A 16093-nucleotide genomic window follows, 5' to 3' on the forward strand; every position below is an offset into this window, starting at 1 on the left:
GTCACGCCGTCTCCACCACGAGGCGCTCGACCGCGGCGATGGCCTCGCCGACGGCCTCCGGGTTCTGGCCGCCGCCCTGGGCGACGTCCGGCTTGCCGCCGCCACCGCCGCCGAGGGTCTTGGCGGCCGTGCGGACCAGCTCGCCGGCCTTGAGGCCGCGCTCGCGGGCGGCCTCGTTGGTGGCGATGACCGTCAGCGGCTTGCCGCCCACCGTGGTGAACAGGGCCACGACGGCCGGGCGGTCCGAGGGGATGCGGCCGCGGACGTCGAGGACCAGCTTGCGCAGGTCGTCGGCGCCGGTGCCGTCCGGGACCTGCCCGGTGACGAGGGCGACGCCGCGGATGTCGCGGGCGGAGTCGACGAGACCGGCGGCGGCCTGCAGGACCTTCTCCGCGCGGAACTTCTCGATCTCCTTCTCGGCGTCCTTCAGCTTGCCGAGCATGGAGGAGATCTTCTCCGGCAGCTCCTCCGGGCGGCCCTTGACGAGCTCCTGGAGCTGGGCGACGACCGTGTGCTCGCGGGCGAGGAAGTTGTACGCGTCGACGCCGACGAGGGCCTCGATGCGGCGCACGCCGGAGCCGATGGACGACTCGCCGAGCAGCTTCACCAGGCCCAGCTGGGCGGTGTTGTTGACGTGCGTGCCGCCGCACAGCTCCTTGGAGAAGTCGCCGATGGTGACGACGCGGACCTGCTCGCCGTACTTCTCGCCGAACTCGGCGATGGCACCCTGGCGCTTGGCCTCGTTGATCGGCATGACCTCGGCGTGGACCTCCAGCTCGCGCGAGAGGACCTCGTTGATCTTCTGCTCGACGTCGGTGAGGACCGTGCCGGGAACGGCGTTCGGCGAGCCGAAGTCGAAGCGGAAGCGGCCGGGCTGGTTCTCGGAACCGGCCTGGGCGGCCGTCGGGCCGAGGGCGTCGCGCAGCGCCTGGTGGGTGAGGTGCGTGGCGGAGTGGGCGCGGGCGATGGCCCGGCGGCGCTTGACGTCGATGGTGGCGTAGGCGGTGGAGCCCACGGTCACCTCGCCGACCTGCACCGAACCCTTGTGGACCGAGACGCCCGGGACCGGCTGCTGGACGTCGCGGACCTCGATGACGGCACCGCTGTGCAGCTTGATGCGGCCCTGGTCGGCGATCTGGCCGCCGCCCTCGGCGTAGAACGGGGTGCGGTCGAGGACGACCTCGACCTCGTCGCCCTCGGAGGCGGCCGGCGAGGGGACGCCGTTCACGAGGAGGCCGACGACCGTGGTCTCGCCCTCGGTGTTGGTGTAACCGGTGAACTGGGTGGCGCCGTTGGTGTCGGCGATCTCCCGGTACGCGGTCATGTCGGCGTGGCCGGTCTTCTTGGCCTTGGCGTCGGCCTTGGCCCGGTCCCGCTGCTCCTTCATCAGGCGGCGGAAGCCGTCCTCGTCCACGGAGAGGCCCTGCTCGGCGGCCATCTCCAGGGTGAGGTCGATCGGGAAGCCCCAGGTGTCGTGGAGCAGGAAGGCCTTCTCGCCGGCGAGGACCGTGCCGCCGGCGGCCTTGGTCTCGGTGACGGCGGTGTCGAGGATGTTGGTGCCGCCCTTGAGGGCCTTCAGGAAGGCGGCCTCTTCGGCGAGGGCGACGGTCTCGATGCGCTTGCGGTCGGTGACCAGCTCCGGGTACTGCTCGCCCATCGTGTTGATCACGGTGTCGACGAGGTCCTGGACGACCGGGCCGGTGGCGCCGAGGAGGCGCATGTTGCGGACGGCGCGGCGCATGATGCGGCGCAGCACGTAGCCGCGGCCCTCGTTGCCCGGGGTGACGCCGTCGCCGATGAGCATGACGGACGTACGCATGTGGTCGGCGACCACGCGCAGCGAGACGTCGCTGTCGTGGGCCTTGCCGTAGGCGACGCCGGTGAGCTCGGTGGCCTTGTCGATGACGACCTTGAGGGTGTCCGTCTCGTACATGTTCTGGACGCCCTGGAGGATCATCGCCAGGCGCTCGAGGCCGAGGCCCGTGTCGATGTTCTTCGACGGCAGCTCGCCGAGGATCGGGAAGTCCTCCTTGCCGGAGCCCTCACCGCGCTCGTACTGCATGAAGACCAGGTTCCAGATCTCCACGTACCGCTCGTCGTTGACGGCCGGGCCGCCCTCGACGCCGAAGTCGGGGCCGCGGTCGTAGTTGATCTCGGAGCAGGGGCCGCAGGGGCCGGGGACGCCCATGGACCAGTAGTTGTCCTTCTTGCCGAGGCGCTGGATGCGCTCGGCCGGGACGCCGATGACGTCGCGCCAGATCTGCTCGGCCTCGTCGTCCTCCTTGTAGACGGTGATCCAGAGCTTCTCCGGCTCCAGCCCGTAGCCGCCGTGCTCCACCGGGGTGGTCAGCAGCTCCCAGGCGAGCTTGATGGCGCCTTCCTTGAAGTAGTCGCCGAAGGAGAAGTTGCCGCACATCTGGAAGAACGTGCCGTGCCGGGTGGTCTTGCCGACCTCCTCGATGTCCGGCGTGCGCACGCACTTCTGCACGCTGGAGGCGCGCGTGAAGGGCGGCTTGACCTCGCCCAGGAAGTAGGGCTTGAACGGCACCATGCCGGCCGGGACGAGCAGCAGAGTCGGGTCGTCCGCGATGAGCGACGCCGAAGGGACGACGGTGTGACCGCGCTCCTCGAAGAAGCTCAGCCAGCGGCGGCGGATTTCAGCCGACTCCATCAGTGGTCCTCATTCCGGTTGTACGAACTCGAAGGCATCTTGGAAAACGAATAGGTGGTCGGGTGCGCGACCGGGCCGAGCGCGGCCCTCCGGCGCGGCTCCGGCAGCTCCCGGCCCTGGTCCACAGGGGCTTCCAGGCCGAGCGCCTCGCCCAGCTCGGCCTCCCGCTGGACCATGCCCGCACGGACGTCGAGGGCGAAGTCCTTGAGCCGGTGGCCGGTCTCGACGGCCTTGTTCGCCGCCTGGGCGGCGAGGCTCTCGGGGGTCAACTGCTTCAGCTTCCGGTTGACCTTGGTGGTGGCCCACACGCCGGCGGCTGCGCCGGCCGTGAACCAGAACGTGCGGCGGAACATCGCGGCTCAGCCCTTCTGCTTCCGGCGTCGCGAGGACGGCACGGTACGGCCGACGATCACAGTACGGCGGACGGCGGCCCGGGGCGCGTCCTCCGCCTCGCGGCCCCGGCCGAGCGCCCGGCGGACGCCGTAGCCGAAGGCGGCCACCTTGACGAGCGGGCCGCCGAAGGTGGAGGCGACGGTCGTGGACAGCGCGGAGGCGTTGGAGGTGACCTCCTGGACGTCCGAGGCGATGGCGTCGACCCGGTCGAGCTGGGTCTGTGCCGAGCGCACGGTCGCGGAGGCGTCGGCCAGCAGGGGAACGGCCTGCTCGGTCACGTCCGCCACCAGCTTGGTGGTCGCCCTGAGCGTCTGCGCCAGCCTCACCAGCACCACGGCGAGGAAGGAGACGAGGATCGCCCAGAACACGGCCACCAGGATCCCGGCAACCTCTCCACCGGTCACTGTGCACCGCTCTCTGCTGTCGTGGGCCTGTCGTCGGGCCTGTGAAAAGTCGTCTCCCGACCCTATCGCGCCCGGGCTGTCCTGCCGTACCGCATTACCGCCCGTGGGACGGGAGTTACGGGAACCCGATTGTACGGAGTGCGCGCGGGTGAGTACGCTCCGTGTCCCATGCGACGGAGCAATCTCCCGGCGGAGCTGAACCGGTTCGTCGGACGGACCGCCGAGGAGGCCGCACTGACGGCGCTCCTCGAGACATCCCGCCTGGTCACGGTCGTGGGCGTCGGCGGGGTCGGCAAGACACGGCTTGCGCTGCGGGCTGCCGCGGGAGCGCAGAAACGCTACGGCGAGGGGGTCAGGCTCGCCGAGCTCGCGCCGCTGCGCGACCCGGATCTGGTGGCGTACGCCCTGGTCGAGGCGCTCGGTCTGACCGACCACACGCCGAGGGCCCCGCGCGAGGTGCTGCTGGAGCACCTGGCGGAGCGGCGGATGCTGCTGGTGATCGACGGTTTCGAGCACCTGGTGGAGAGCTGCGCGCCGCTGGTGCGGGAGCTCCTGGCCCGTGCGCCCGGTCTCACCGTGCTCGCGGTCGGCCGGCGGCCGCTGCGGGTGGCGGGCGAGGCGGTGTTCCCGCTGGCACCGATGGACGAGGCGGACGCGGTGGCGCTCCTCGCCGAGCGGGCGGCGGAGGCGGGCGCGCCGGACTTCGCAGGTACGGGTACGGGGACGGGCACGGGGACGGTCGTGGCCCCGGAGCCCGGCACGGCGGCCGTACGGGAGCTGTGCCGGCGCCTCGACGGCATTCCGCTCGCCCTGGAACTCGCGGCCAGCCGCCTCCCGCTCCTCTCGGTCGAGCAGATGCTGCACCGTCTCGACGACCGCTTCCGTCTCCTAGCGGACGGCGAGCGCGGGGCGCTTCCCCGCCATCAGACGCTGCGCACCGCGATCGGCTGGAGCCACGAGCTGTGCACCCCGGAGGAGCGGCTGCTCTGGGCACGGCTCTCGGTGTTCGCCGGCCCCTTCGACCTGGAGGCGGTGGAGTACGTGTGCGGGGGCCCGGAGCTGCCGCCGGAGCGGGTCCTCGACCACCTCGGGGGTCTGCTCGCGCAGTCGCTCGTGTCGCGGGAGGACACGCCCGCGGGTCCTTCGTACCGGCTTCTGGACACGGTCGCCGCGTACGGGGCGGAGTGGCTGGCGGCGCTCGGCGACACGGAGCGGATGCGGCGGCGGCACCGCGACTGGTACATGGGTCTGGCCACCTGGTGCGAGCTGGAGTGGTTCAGTCCGCGCCAGGCGGAGGTGGCGGCCCGTACGGACGTGGCGCTGCCCAATCTGCGGGCGGCGCTCGACGTGTGCCTCGAATTCCCGGAGGACGCGCACCTCGCCCAGCACCTGGCGGGCACGCTCTGGTTCGCCTGGGTGGGCTGCGGGCGGCTTTCGGAGGGCCGGCACTGGCTGGAGCGGGCGGTCGCGCTGGAGTCGGGGCACGAGGAGGCGCGGCTCAAGGCGCTGTGGGTGCTCGGGTACGTGGCGGTCCTGCAGGGGGACGGTACGGCGGCGGTGGCGGCGCTCCACGAGTGCGGGGAGCGGGCCCGGTCCTCGCGGAACGCGCTGGCGGAGGCGTACGCGACGCACCGGATGGGCTGTCTGGCGCTGCTGTCGGACGATCTGCCGCGGGCCGAGTCGCTGATCGGGCGGGCGCTGGACTCCTACCGGGAGCTCGGCGAGCTCAACAGCAATGTGCTGATGGGGCAGGTCGAGGTGGCGATGACGCGGGCCTTCCGGGGCGACCTGGAGGGGGCGGTCGCGATCTGCCGGGAGGTCCGGGAGGTCTGCGAGGAGCGCGGGGAGCTCTGGACCCGGGCGTACGCCCTCTACGTCCTGGCGTTCTCGGCGTGGACCCGGGAGGCGTACGGGGAGGCGCGGGAGCTGCTCACCGAGTGCGTCTCGATCAACCACACCTTCCGCGACCTGGTGGGGCTCGTCCTGGCGATCGAGCTGCTCGCGCTCGTGACGGTGAGCGAGGGGGACCCGGCGGAGGCGGCGCTCCTCCAGGGGGCCGTGGTGCCGGTGTGGGACACGGTGGGCATCCGCCTCTTCGGCTCGGCGGCGTTCGACGGGCCGAGGGCGCTGTGCGCGCAGCGGGCGTCGGAGGCGCTGGGCGCGGAGGCGTTCGACGTCGCGGTCCAGGAGGGGCGGCACCTCCCGCTCGACGCGGTCGTGGAGCGCGCGCTCGCCGGGCGCCGGGATCCGGCCGTCGGCGGCGCGGCGGACGCGACGGCCCCGCGTCCCTTCCGTACGGCCCGGTCCGCGGCGGTCCCGGGAACGCGGAAGCCCGCCGGCTCCCCCACCGGAAAGGGCGGGGAAGCGGCGGGCTGAACACCGCAGGGGTGGTACTACGCCTGTACTGAGATCAGCGGGCGTAGTACTCGACGACCAGCTGCTCGTCGCAGATGACCGGGATTTCCTTGCGGTTCGGGTCGCGGTCGAGGCGGAAGGCCAGGGCCTTCAGGTTGACCTGCAGGTAGCGCGGGGTCTCGCCGTCGGCGGCGAAGCCACCCTCACGGGCCATCTCGAACAGCGGCTTGTTGCGGCTGCGCTCGCGGACCATGACGACGTCGTCCGGACGGACACGGAACGACGGCTTGTCGACCTTGCCACCGTTGACCTGGATGTGACCGTGCACGACCATCTGGCGGGCCTGGTAGATGGTGCGGGCGATGCCCGAACGCAGGACCAGGGCGTCGAGGCGACGCTCGAGCTCGACGACCAGCGCCTCGCCCGTCTTGCCCTCGGCCTTCTTGGCGCGGTCGTAGGCGCGCGCCATCTGGCGCTCGCTGATGTCGTACTGGGCGCGCAGACGCTGCTTCTCGAGCAGACGGACCTTGTAGTCCGAGTTCTGCTTGCGGCCACGGCCGTGCTCGCCCGGCGGGTAGGGGCGGGCCTCGAAGTACTTGACGGCCTTCGGGGTCAGCGCGATGCCGAGGGCACGCGACTTCTTGACCTTGGGACGGGACTGGTTCGCCATGAACCAACCTCTCTATCTGTACGAATACGGCTTCACCAGGGTTAGGGGAGGTCGCATCCGCAGCCCGGGAAACCCGTCTGGTCCGTACGGGACGGACGTGGCGGGCAGCCGCTCCCAGGTCTGGGCACATACGTGCAGCACGCGAACGACCCATCGCCGCTCCCGGGAATCCGGGTGGTGATGGGTGGCCCGCGACACCTTCGAAGGTGCGCGACGCTCCTGGAAACCCCGCCCGAGGGCCAGGTCTCCGGCTGACTGTCCCGTTCTGGTGGTTCCGACCGGAGTCGGACACGGGACGCAGCGATCCGCACCAGTGTACCGGGTCGGACGGGCCCTAGATCCCCTCGCCCTTCAGACGGGCCCGTACGCGCTCCACCACGTCCGCGTATCTCGCCTCCGCTCCGTGGCGCGTGGGCTCGTAGTACCGGCGGCCGTGGATCGCGTCCGGGGCGTACTGCTGGGCCGCGATGCCGCCCGGTACGTCGTGGGGGTACACGTACCCCTGGGCGTGGCCGAGTTTGGCGGCGCCCTTGTAGTGGCCGTCGCGCAGGTGCGGGGGGACCGGGCCCGCGAGGCCGCCCCGTACGTCGGCGAGGGCGGCGCCGATCGCGGTCGTCGCCGTGTTCGACTTCGGGGCGAGGGCCAGGGCGATGGTGGCGTGGCTCAGGGTGAGGGCGGCCTCGGGGAAGCCGATCATGGCGACGGCCTGGGCGGCGGCGACGGCGATCGGCAGGGCATTGGGATCGGCGAGGCCGATGTCCTCGCTCGCGGAGATCATCAGGCGGCGGGCGATGAAGCGCGGGTCCTCCCCCGCCTCGATCATCCGCGCCAGGTAGTGCAGGGCCGCGTCCACGTCCGAGCCGCGGATCGACTTGATGAGCGCGCTGGCCACGTCGTAGTGCTGGTCGCCGTCCCGGTCGTACCTCACGGCCGCGCGGTCGACGGTCTCCTCGACGGTCTGGAGGGTGATCTCCTGCTCGCCCTTGGCGATCGCCGCGCCCGCCGCGGCCTCCAGGGCGGTCAGGGCCCGCCGGGCGTCGCCGCCGGCGACGCGCAGGAGGTGCGCCTCGGCGTCCTCCGGCAGGGTCACGGCCCCGCCGAGCCCCCGCTCGCCGGTGAGCGCCCGGGCCATCAGGCCCTTCAGGTCCTCGTCGGTGAGCGGCTCCAGGGTGAGGAGCAGGGAGCGGGAGAGGAGCGGGGAGATGACGGAGAAGTAGGGGTTCTCGGTGGTGGCGGCGATCAGCGTCACCCAGCGGTTCTCGACGGCCGGCAGGAGCGAGTCCTGCTGGGCCTTGGAGAAGCGGTGGATCTCGTCGAGGAAGAGGACGGTCTCCTTGCCGAAGCCGCCCACCGCGCGCCGGGCGCCGTCGATGACGGCCCGGACCTCCTTGACGCCGGCGGTGATCGCGGACAGCTCCACGAAGCGCTTGTTCGTGGCCTTCGAGACGACGTACGCGAGGGTCGTCTTCCCGATCCCCGGCGGGCCCCAGAGGATCACCGAGGAGGCGCCGGCGGGGCCGCCGTCGCCGTCCCCGACGAGTCGGCGCAGCGGCGATCCGGGCTTGAGCAGGTGCTGCTGGCCCACCACCTCTTCGAGGGTGCGGGGGCGCATCCGGACGGCCAGCGGGCTGCTGGCCGGGTCCTTCTCCTGGCGGTCTTCGGCTGCTGCGGTAAAGAGGTCGGGCTCCACGTCATGAAGCCTAAGTCAGGGCACTGACAGGGCCGCCCCGGCTCAGCCGGTCCAGAAGTCCCACCAGCGGGTCAGGATCAGCATGCCGATGATCCCGATGTGCAGGACCGGCAGGATCCAGGTGAACTCGTCGAAGAAGGTCTTCAGGCCGCCGGGGGCGGGGATCACGCCGTGGCGCACGTTGTGCGAGGTCACGTACCAGAACATGACGATGGTGGCGACCCAGGCGAGGCAGCACCACAGGCAGAGCGAGTTGATCTCGTACAGCGACTGGTACATCAGCCAGGTGCAGAAGCCGACGCCGAAGAGGGTGCCGGCGTTGAGGCCGAGCCAGTACCAGCGGCGGTAGCGGGCGCCGGCGAGCAGGCCGACGCCGATCGCGATCACCATGGCGTACGTGACGAGGCCGAGCATCGGGTTCGGGAAGCCGAAGACCGAGGCCTGCTCGCTCTTCATGATGTTGCCGCAGGAGACGATCGGGTTGAGGCTGCAGCCCGGCGTGAAATTGGGGTCTTCGAGCAGCTTGAACTTGTCGATGGTGATGACCCAGGCGGCGAGCAGTCCGGCCGCTCCGGTGATCACGAGGAGCCAGGAGAAGGCCCGGCTCGCCCCGATCGTGCCGCCGCCGTCCCGGCCGGAGCCGACCTCGTCCACCGCTGCCTTCGCCATGTCACCTTTTCCCTCGCTCGACCGGCCTTGTGGGCACGGTCATTCTGCAACACGGACCTGTCGCCGGGCCGTTCGCGCGGGATAAGGCCGTTCGCGCGGGATGAGGAAGGGCCCGGACCAGGGTGCGGTCCGGGCCCTTCCGTACGGCGGATCAGGCCAGCTTGGCCCGTACGGCGTCCACGAGCTCGTCGACGGCGACGGCCTGCTGCTCGCCGGACTCCATGTCCTTGAGCTGCACGACGCCCTCGGCGAGGTCGCGCTCACCGGCGACGACGGCGAGGCGGGCACCGGAGCGGTTGGCGTCCTTCATGGCGCCCTTGAGGCCCTTGCCGCCGAAGGAGAAGTCGGCGGCGACGCCGGCCCTGCGGAGCTCGGTGACCTTGCCGAAGAGGAGGCGGCGGGCCTCCTCGCCGATGGCCACGGCGAAGACGCTGGTGGCGGCGGGGATGTCGAGCTCGACGCCCTCCGCCTCCAGGGCGAGGACCGTGCGGTCCACGCCGAGGGCCCAGCCCACCGACGGCAGCGCGGGGCCGCCGATCATCTCGGAGAGGCCGTCGTAGCGGCCGCCGCCGCCGACCGCCGACTGCGAGCCGAGACCGTCGTGGACGAACTCGAAGGTGGTGCGGGTGTAGTAGTCCAGGCCGCGCACCAGCTTCGGGTCGTCCTCGAAGACGACGCCCGCCGCGGTGATCAGGGCGCGCACCTCCTCGTGGTACGCCTTGCACGCGTCGCACAGGTAGTCGCGCAGGAGCGGCGCGTCGACCAGCTGCTTCTGGACGTCGGCCCGCTTGTCGTCGAGGACGCGCAGCGGGTTGATCTCGGCGCGGCGCAGGGTCTCCTCGTCGAGGTCGAGGCCGCGCAGGAAGGTCTGGAGGGCCTCCCGGTAGACGGGGCGGCACTCCTTGTCGCCGAGCGAGTTGAGCAGGATGCGGAAGTTCCGCAGGCCCAGCGAGCGGTAGGCCTCGTCGGCCAGGATGATCAGCTCGGCGTCGAGCGCCGGGTCCTCGGCGCCGATCGCCTCGGCACCGACCTGGGAGAAGTGCCTGTAGCGGCCCTTCTGCGGGCGCTCGTAGCGGTAGTACGAGCCGGAGTACCAGAGCTTGACCGGCAGGTTGCCCTGCTTGTGGAGGTTCGCCTCCAGAGCGGCGCGCAGCACGGAGGCGGTGCCCTCGGGACGCAGGGCGAGCTTGTCGCCGCCCTTGGTCTCGAAGGCGTACATCTCCTTGGTCACGATGTCGGTGGACTCGCCGACGCCGCGGGCGAAGAGGTTCACGTCCTCGAAGCCGGGGGTCTCGACGTAGCCGTATCCGGACTTGCGCAGCGGTCCGGAGATCGCGTCCCGGACCGCCAGGTACTTGGCGGAGTAGGGCGGGATCAGGTCGTACGTGCCCTTGGGGGCCTTGAAGGTGCTCACGAAAGTCGTCACATTCCTCGTCGGGGAGCGTCCGTGCTACTGCCCCTGTGGCGGCCAGCCGCCACTTCTCGCAGATAGGGGTTCGTGGCGCGCTCCTGGCCGATGGTCGTCTGGGGACCGTGTCCCGACAGGACCACGGTCGAGTTGTCGAGCGGCAGGCACACGCGGGCCAGCGACGCGAGCATCTCGTCCATGTCACCGCCGGGAAGGTCGGTGCGTCCGATGGAGCCGGCGAACAGCAGATCCCCGGAGAAGAACACGGAGGGGATCTCCGTGGTCTCGGGCATCTGGAAGGTCACCGACCCCTTGGTATGACCGGGCGCGTGGGCGACGGAGAACTCCAGACCGGCGAGCTTCAGCCGGGCGCCGTCGGTGAGCTCGCGCACGTCGTCGGGCTCTCCCACGGTCAGCTCGCCCATGAGGGGCATCCCGATGGAGCGGCCGATGGCCTTCTCCGGGTCGCTCATCATGTAGCGGTCGGACGGGTGGATCCACGCGGGGACGTCATGGGCGCCGCACACCGGAACGACGGAGGCGACATGGTCGATGTGTCCATGGGTGAGGACGACGGCGACGGGCTTGAGCCGATGCTTCTTCAGCGTCTCCTCGACCCCCTGGGCGGCCTGGTGGCCCGGGTCGATGATCACGCACTCCTCGCCTGCGGCGGGGGCGACCAGATAGCAGTTGGTCCCCCAGGCCCCGGCGGGGAACCCGGCAATCAGCACGTTCGTCCTTAGGTGTCGTCCGGCACGGGGGCGCGGAACTCGTAGAAAACACGGAATGCGGCAGATCAGAGCCTACCGGCGGTGCCGGTTCCACAGCCAACCCGTATACGGTACGGGCACATCCGGCCAGGACAGGAACAACCGAGCGACAGGAGCGGACCCGGTGGTCACCAGCGATCAGCGACGGCGGCAGCTTGCCAGGGAGAAGTACGCGCGGCAGCAGCAGCGGCGGGAGGAGAACCGGCGCAAGGCGAAGCGCCGCAACACCGTCATCGCGGCCGCCCTCGCGGTGGTGCTGGCCGCGGGCGGCGCCGTGTACGCCTCCGTGGCGCTGACGGGCGACTCCTCGAAGGGCTCGGACAGCGCGGCGGGCGACACGCCCACCACCCCGGCGCCCACGGAGAGCGAGTCGTCGAGCCCGGAGCCGAAGCTGACCGTGGACCAGAAGGCCACGTACGCCATGGCCCTGAAGACCAACGAGGGCGAGATCACGATCACCATGGACGCGGGGAAGACCCCGCACACGGTGAACTCCTTCAAGCACCTCGCCGACAAGAAGTACTTCGACGGGACCAAGTGCCACCGCCTCACGACCCAGGGCATCTACGTGCTCCAGTGCGGCGACCCCAAGGGCGACGGCACCGGCGGCCCCGGCTACACGATCCCCGACGAGAACCTGACCGCCCTCGGCAAGGCGGGCGCGGACGGCGCGGTGACCTTCCCGGCCGGCACGGTCGCCATGGCCAACACCGGGCAGCCGGGCACCGGCGGCTCGCAGTTCTTCCTCGTCTACAAGGACACGAAGCTGCCGCCGAGCTACACCCCCTTCGGGAAGATCGACGCGGCCGGCCTGAAGGCGGTCCAGGAGGTGGCGAAGGCCGGTGTCGAGGGCGGCGCCACGGACGGCGCTCCGAAGAAGCCCGTCACCATCGAGAAGGCGACCGTCACCAAGAAGTGAGCCCGCTCGTCCGCACGCACGCGTGACCGTGGAATCTGGGTCGCGCTGAGTGCGGACAGCCGGGCCGCGGTTCGCCTAGATTGGCGTTGTGCAGCGTGGGCCGTCGGCCGCGCTGCGATGGCGGGCGAGGCCCGCCGGGAAACTGTGGACGATGCCCGGGGGTACGACCCCGTGACGGCATCATGGTGAGGAGGCGCTGTGAGCAGCGACCCGTGGGGCCGCGTCGACGAGACGGGCACCGTGTACGTGCGGACGGCCGAGGGTGAGAAGGTCGTCGGATCGTGGCAGGCCGGCACCCCTGAGGAGGCCCTGGCCTACTTCGAGCGCAAGTACGAGGGCTTGGTTGTCGAGATCGGCCTCCTCGAGAAGCGGGTGAGGACCACCGACCTCTCGGCGAAGGACGCCACCGCGGCGATCGAGCACATCCGCAAGCAGGTCGACGAGCACCACGCCGTCGGCGACCTGGCGGCGCTCGCGACCCGCCTGGACAAGCTCGTCGAGACGGTCGACTCGCGCCGCGAGGAGCGCAAGGCCCAGAAGGCCAAGCAGACCGACGAGGCGCGCACCGCCAAGGAGAAGCTCGTCGCCGAGGCCGAGGAGCTGGCCCAGAGCGAGCAGTGGCGCTCCGCGGGCGAGCGGCTGCGGGCGCTCGTGGACACCTGGAAGGGCCTCCCCCGGCTCGACCGCAAGTCCGACGACGAGCTGTGGCACCGCTTTTCGCACGCCCGCTCGGCGTTCTCGAAGCGCCGCAAGGCGCACTTCGCGTCGCTCGACGCCCAGCGCGAGGACGCCCGCAAGGCGAAGGAGCGTCTGGTCGCCGAGGCGGAGTCGCTGTCGAACTCCACCGACTGGGGCAACACGGCGGCCCGCTACCGCGAGCTGATGGCGGAGTGGAAGGCGGCCGGCCGCGCCCAGCGCGAGCACGAGGACGACCTGTGGAACCGCTTCCGCGGCGCCCAGGACGTCTTCTTCGCGGCGCGCGGCGAGGTCTTCGCCGAGCGGGACGCGGAGCAGACCGAGAACCTCAAGCTGAAGGAGGAGCTCGCGGCCGAGGCCGAGAAGCTGGTGCCGGTGACGGACCTGAAGGCGGCGCGTGCGGCCTTCCGTTCCCTCAACGAGCGCTGGGAGGCCATCGGCCACGTCCCGCGTGACGCCCGTCCCAAGGTCGAGGGCCGGATGCACACGGTGGAGCGGGCGATCCAGGAGGCCGAGGAGGCCGAGTGGCGCCGGACGAACCCGGAGGCGCGTGCGCGTGCCGCGGGTCTGACCGGTCAGCTCCAGGACGCCGTGGAGAAGCTGCGCAAGCAGATCGACGCGGCCCGCGCCGCCGGCAACGACGCCAAGGCCGACAAGCTGTCGCGTGAGCTGGAGGGCCGTCAGGCCCTGCTCGACCAGGCGCTGAAGGGCCTGGAGGAGTTCGGCGGCTGACGCCGTGGCTGTTTCGGTACGAGGAAGGCCCCCGGCATCGCGCCGGGGGCCTTCCTCGTGCGTACGGCGCTACGGCCGACGGGCGCTACGGCCGACGGGCCGAGGTCACGCGGTAGACGTCGTAGACGCCCTCCACGCCCCGTACGGCCTTCAGGACGTGGCCCAGGTGCTTCGGGTCGCCCATCTCGAAGGTGAAGCGGGAGGTGGCCACCCGGTCGCGGGAGGTCTGGACGGCCGCCGAGAGGATGTTGACGTGCTGGTCCGAGAGGACCCGGGTGACGTCCGAGAGGAGCCGGGAGCGGTCCAGGGCCTCGACCTGGATGGCGACGAGGAAGACCGAGGACTGGGTCGGGGCCCACTCGACCTCCAGGATCCGCTCCGGCTCCCGGGACAGCGAATCCACGTTGACGCAGTCGCTGCGGTGAACCGATACGCCACTGCCCCGGGTGACGAATCCGATGATCGGGTCGCCGGGCACGGGCGTGCAGCAGCGGGCCAGCTTCACCCAGACGTCCTCGACGCCCTTGACGACGACACCGGGGTCGGCGCTGGAGCGGCGCTTGGAGCGGCCTCGGGTCGGCGGGGCGACCTCCTCGATGTCGGCGACGGCGGCCTCCTCGCCGCCGAGCGCCTGGACCAGCTTCTGCACGATGGACTGGGCGGTGACGTGGCCCTCGCCGATCGCCGCGTACAGCGAGGAGATGTCGGTGTAGCGCAGCTCGTGGGCGAGGGTGACGAGGGAGTCGCCGGTCAGGATCCGCTGGATCGGCAGGTTCTGCTTGCGCATGGCCCGCGCGATGGCGTCCTTGCCCTGCTCGATGGCCTCGTCGCGGCGCTCCTTGGAGAACCAGGCGCGGATCTTGTTGCGGGCGCGCGGGGACTTGACGAAGCCCAGCCAGTCGCGGGAGGGCCCGGCGCCGGCTGCCTTGGAGGTGAAGACCTCGACCAGGTCGCCGTTGTCGAGGGTCGATTCGAGCGGTACGAGCCGCCCGTTGACCCGCGCCCCTATCGTGCGGTGGCCGACCTCGGTGTGGACCGCGTACGAGAAGTCGACGGGGGTGGCGCCGGCGGGCAGCGCGATGACGTCGCCCTTCGGTGTGAAGACGAAGACCTCGTTGCGGGAGAGGTCGAAGCGCAGCGACTCCAGGAACTCCGAGGGGTCCTCGGTCTCCTTCTGCCAGTCGAGGAGCTGGCGCAGCCACGCCATGTCGTTGAGGTGGTCGTCCTTGCCGGCCTTCTTCGGCACGTCGGCACGGACCTTGGAGGCGCCGGCGACGGCCTCCTGCTTGTACTTCCAGTGCGCGGCGATGCCGTACTCGGCACGCCGGTGCATGTCGAAGGTCCGGATCTGCAACTCGACGGGCTTGCCGTTGGGTCCGATGACCGTCGTGTGCAGCGACTGGTACATGTTGAACTTCGGCATCGCGATGTAGTCCTTGAACCGGCCGGGGACCGGGTTCCATCGCGCGTGGACGGTGCCGAGGGCCGCGTAGCAGTCGCGGACGGTGTCCACGAGCACGCGGATGCCGACCAGGTCGTAGATCTCCGCGAAGTCACGGCCGCGGACGATCATCTTCTGGTAGACGCTGTAGTAGTGCTTGGGGCGGCCGGTGACGGTGGCCTTGATGCGGGCGGCGCGCAGGTCGGCCTGGACCTCGTCGGTCACTATGGCGAGGTACTCGTCCCGCTTGGGGGCGCGCTCGGCGACGAGCCGGACGATCTCGTCGTACATCTTGGGGTAGAGGATCGCGAAGGCGAGGTCCTCCAGCTCCCACTTGATGGTGTTCATGCCCAGGCGGTGGGCCAGGGGCGCGTAGATCTCGAGGGTCTCGCGGGCCTTCTTCTCCTGCTTCTCCCGCTTGAGGTAGCGCATGGTGCGCATGTTGTGCAGGCGGTCGGCGAGCTTGATGACCAGGACGCGCGGGTCCTTGGCCATGGCGACGACCATCTTGCGGACGGTCTCGGCCTGCGCGGCCTCGCCGAACCTGACCTTGTCGAGCTTGGTGACGCCGTCGACGAGGAGCGTGACCTGGTCGCCGAAGTCGCGGCGCAGGTCCTCGAGGCCGTACTCGGTGTCCTCGACGGTGTCGTGGAGGAGCCCGGCCATCAGGGTCGCCGGGTCCATGCCGAGCTCGGCGAGGATGGTGGTGACGGCGAGCGGGTGCGTGATGTACGGGTCGCCGCTCTTGCGCTTCTGGCCGCGGTGCCAGCGCTCGGCGACCTGGTAGGCCCGCTCGATCTGGCGGAGCGTCGCCGTCTCGATCTTGGGGTCGTTGGAGCGGACGATCCGCAGCAGCGGTTCGAGGACCGGGTTGTACGGGGAGGAGCGCTGGACGCCGAGCCGGGCGAGGCGGGCGCGGACGCGGTTGGACGAGCCGCCGGAGCGGGCGGGCGCGGGCCGCTCGGGGGCGGGGGGCGCGGGGACGGGCGCAGCAGGCGTGGGCCTGGTCTCCGCTGGCTTGTTCTGGGGCGTGCCGGTCCCCGGCGCGGCCTTTTCGGCCTTCGGGTCGGGCTGCGCGGCGGAGAGTGACTGGGCCTCGTCTGGCAAGAGCGCTCCTCGTGCGGTTCCGGGTCCCCCGGTCAGGCCCGGAAAGGCCATGGTATCGAGCCAAGAGTGGCTGTGCTCACGTGCCCGGGTTTCGGACCGCTCCCGGAGGGGCAGCGCCGTGCGGCCGGGGGGTGTTCAGGAGAACGCGGAAGGGCGCCCCGGGGATTC

At 71.0% G+C, this 16093-nt stretch carries 12 protein-coding genes; 3 read left to right on the forward strand and 9 right to left on the reverse strand.

Annotated features, from left to right (window positions below; genetic code table 11):
- Position 1: 1 nt before the first annotated feature.
- Genes alaS through SVTN_RS06880 form a run of 3 tightly spaced genes read right to left on the reverse strand, consistent with a single transcriptional unit; the run spans position 2 to position 3468 of the window.
- On the reverse strand, positions 2-2671 hold the full coding sequence (alaS, locus tag SVTN_RS06870) for an alanine--tRNA ligase (RefSeq protein WP_041128251.1): 2670 nt from the start codon (positions 2669-2671) through the stop codon (positions 2-4).
- Positions 2671-3024 (reverse strand): DUF6167 family protein, encoded by a 354-nt coding sequence (locus SVTN_RS06875; protein ID WP_041128252.1) that lies wholly within the window; start codon positions 3022-3024, stop codon positions 2671-2673. Before SVTN_RS06875 ends, alaS begins: the two co-directional genes overlap by 1 nt.
- Before the next feature lie 6 nt (positions 3025-3030).
- Positions 3031-3468, reverse strand: a complete 438-nt coding sequence (locus tag SVTN_RS06880; RefSeq protein WP_041128253.1) for a DUF948 domain-containing protein — start codon at positions 3466-3468, stop codon at positions 3031-3033.
- A 168-nt stretch (positions 3469-3636) separates the two neighbouring features.
- On the opposite strand from SVTN_RS06880, the gene SVTN_RS06885 reads away from it, so the two are divergent.
- On the forward strand, positions 3637-5844 hold the full coding sequence (locus SVTN_RS06885) for an ATP-binding protein (protein WP_041128254.1): 2208 nt from the start codon (positions 3637-3639) through the stop codon (positions 5842-5844).
- 34 nt (positions 5845-5878) lie between these two features.
- Here the strand turns inward: SVTN_RS06885 and rpsD are convergent, their stop codons facing one another.
- The 5 genes from rpsD to SVTN_RS06910 all read right to left on the reverse strand — a co-directional run bounded on the left by rpsD (position 5879) and on the right by SVTN_RS06910 (position 10991).
- On the reverse strand, positions 5879-6493 hold the full coding sequence (gene rpsD, locus SVTN_RS06890; protein WP_041128255.1) for a 30S ribosomal protein S4: 615 nt from the start codon (positions 6491-6493) through the stop codon (positions 5879-5881).
- 334 nt (positions 6494-6827) lie between these two features.
- Positions 6828-8183 carry a replication-associated recombination protein A gene (locus SVTN_RS06895; protein ID WP_041128256.1) on the reverse strand — a complete coding sequence of 452 codons (1356 nt, stop codon included), beginning with the start codon at positions 8181-8183 and terminating at the stop codon, positions 6828-6830.
- A gap of 42 nt (positions 8184-8225) precedes the next feature.
- Positions 8226-8852, reverse strand: coding sequence for a vitamin K epoxide reductase family protein (locus SVTN_RS06900; RefSeq protein WP_041128257.1), 627 nt, complete (start codon positions 8850-8852; stop codon positions 8226-8228).
- 151 nt (positions 8853-9003) lie between these two features.
- A complete protein-coding gene (gene hisS, locus SVTN_RS06905; RefSeq protein ID WP_041133668.1) occupies positions 9004-10266 on the reverse strand; it encodes a histidine--tRNA ligase in 1263 nt (420 codons plus the stop codon).
- Positions 10267-10274: 8 nt separating this feature from the next.
- Complete coding sequence (locus tag SVTN_RS06910) at positions 10275-10991, reverse strand: MBL fold metallo-hydrolase (RefSeq protein WP_041128258.1); 717 nt, start codon at positions 10989-10991, stop codon at positions 10275-10277.
- Positions 10992-11154: 163 nt separating this feature from the next.
- Here SVTN_RS06910 and SVTN_RS06915 point away from each other — a divergent pair, with 163 nt between their 5' ends.
- Both SVTN_RS06915 and SVTN_RS06920 read left to right on the forward strand, forming a co-directional pair.
- The gene (locus SVTN_RS06915; protein WP_041128259.1) at positions 11155-11949 is read left to right on the forward strand and encodes a peptidylprolyl isomerase; all 795 of its coding nucleotides are present in this window, start codon (positions 11155-11157) and stop codon (positions 11947-11949) included.
- Positions 11950-12147: 198 nt separating this feature from the next.
- The gene (locus SVTN_RS06920) at positions 12148-13377 is read left to right on the forward strand and encodes a DUF349 domain-containing protein (protein ID WP_041128260.1); all 1230 of its coding nucleotides are present in this window, start codon (positions 12148-12150) and stop codon (positions 13375-13377) included.
- Positions 13378-13462: 85 nt separating this feature from the next.
- On the opposite strand, the gene SVTN_RS06925 is transcribed toward SVTN_RS06920, so the two are convergent.
- The gene (locus SVTN_RS06925; RefSeq protein ID WP_041128261.1) at positions 13463-15925 is read right to left on the reverse strand and encodes a RelA/SpoT family protein; all 2463 of its coding nucleotides are present in this window, start codon (positions 15923-15925) and stop codon (positions 13463-13465) included.
- Positions 15926-16093 lie beyond the last annotated feature (168 nt).

Origin of the sequence: Streptomyces vietnamensis (assembly GCF_000830005.1) — a bacterium.
GTDB classification, from domain to species: Bacteria; Actinomycetota; Actinomycetes; order Streptomycetales; family Streptomycetaceae; genus Streptomyces; species Streptomyces vietnamensis.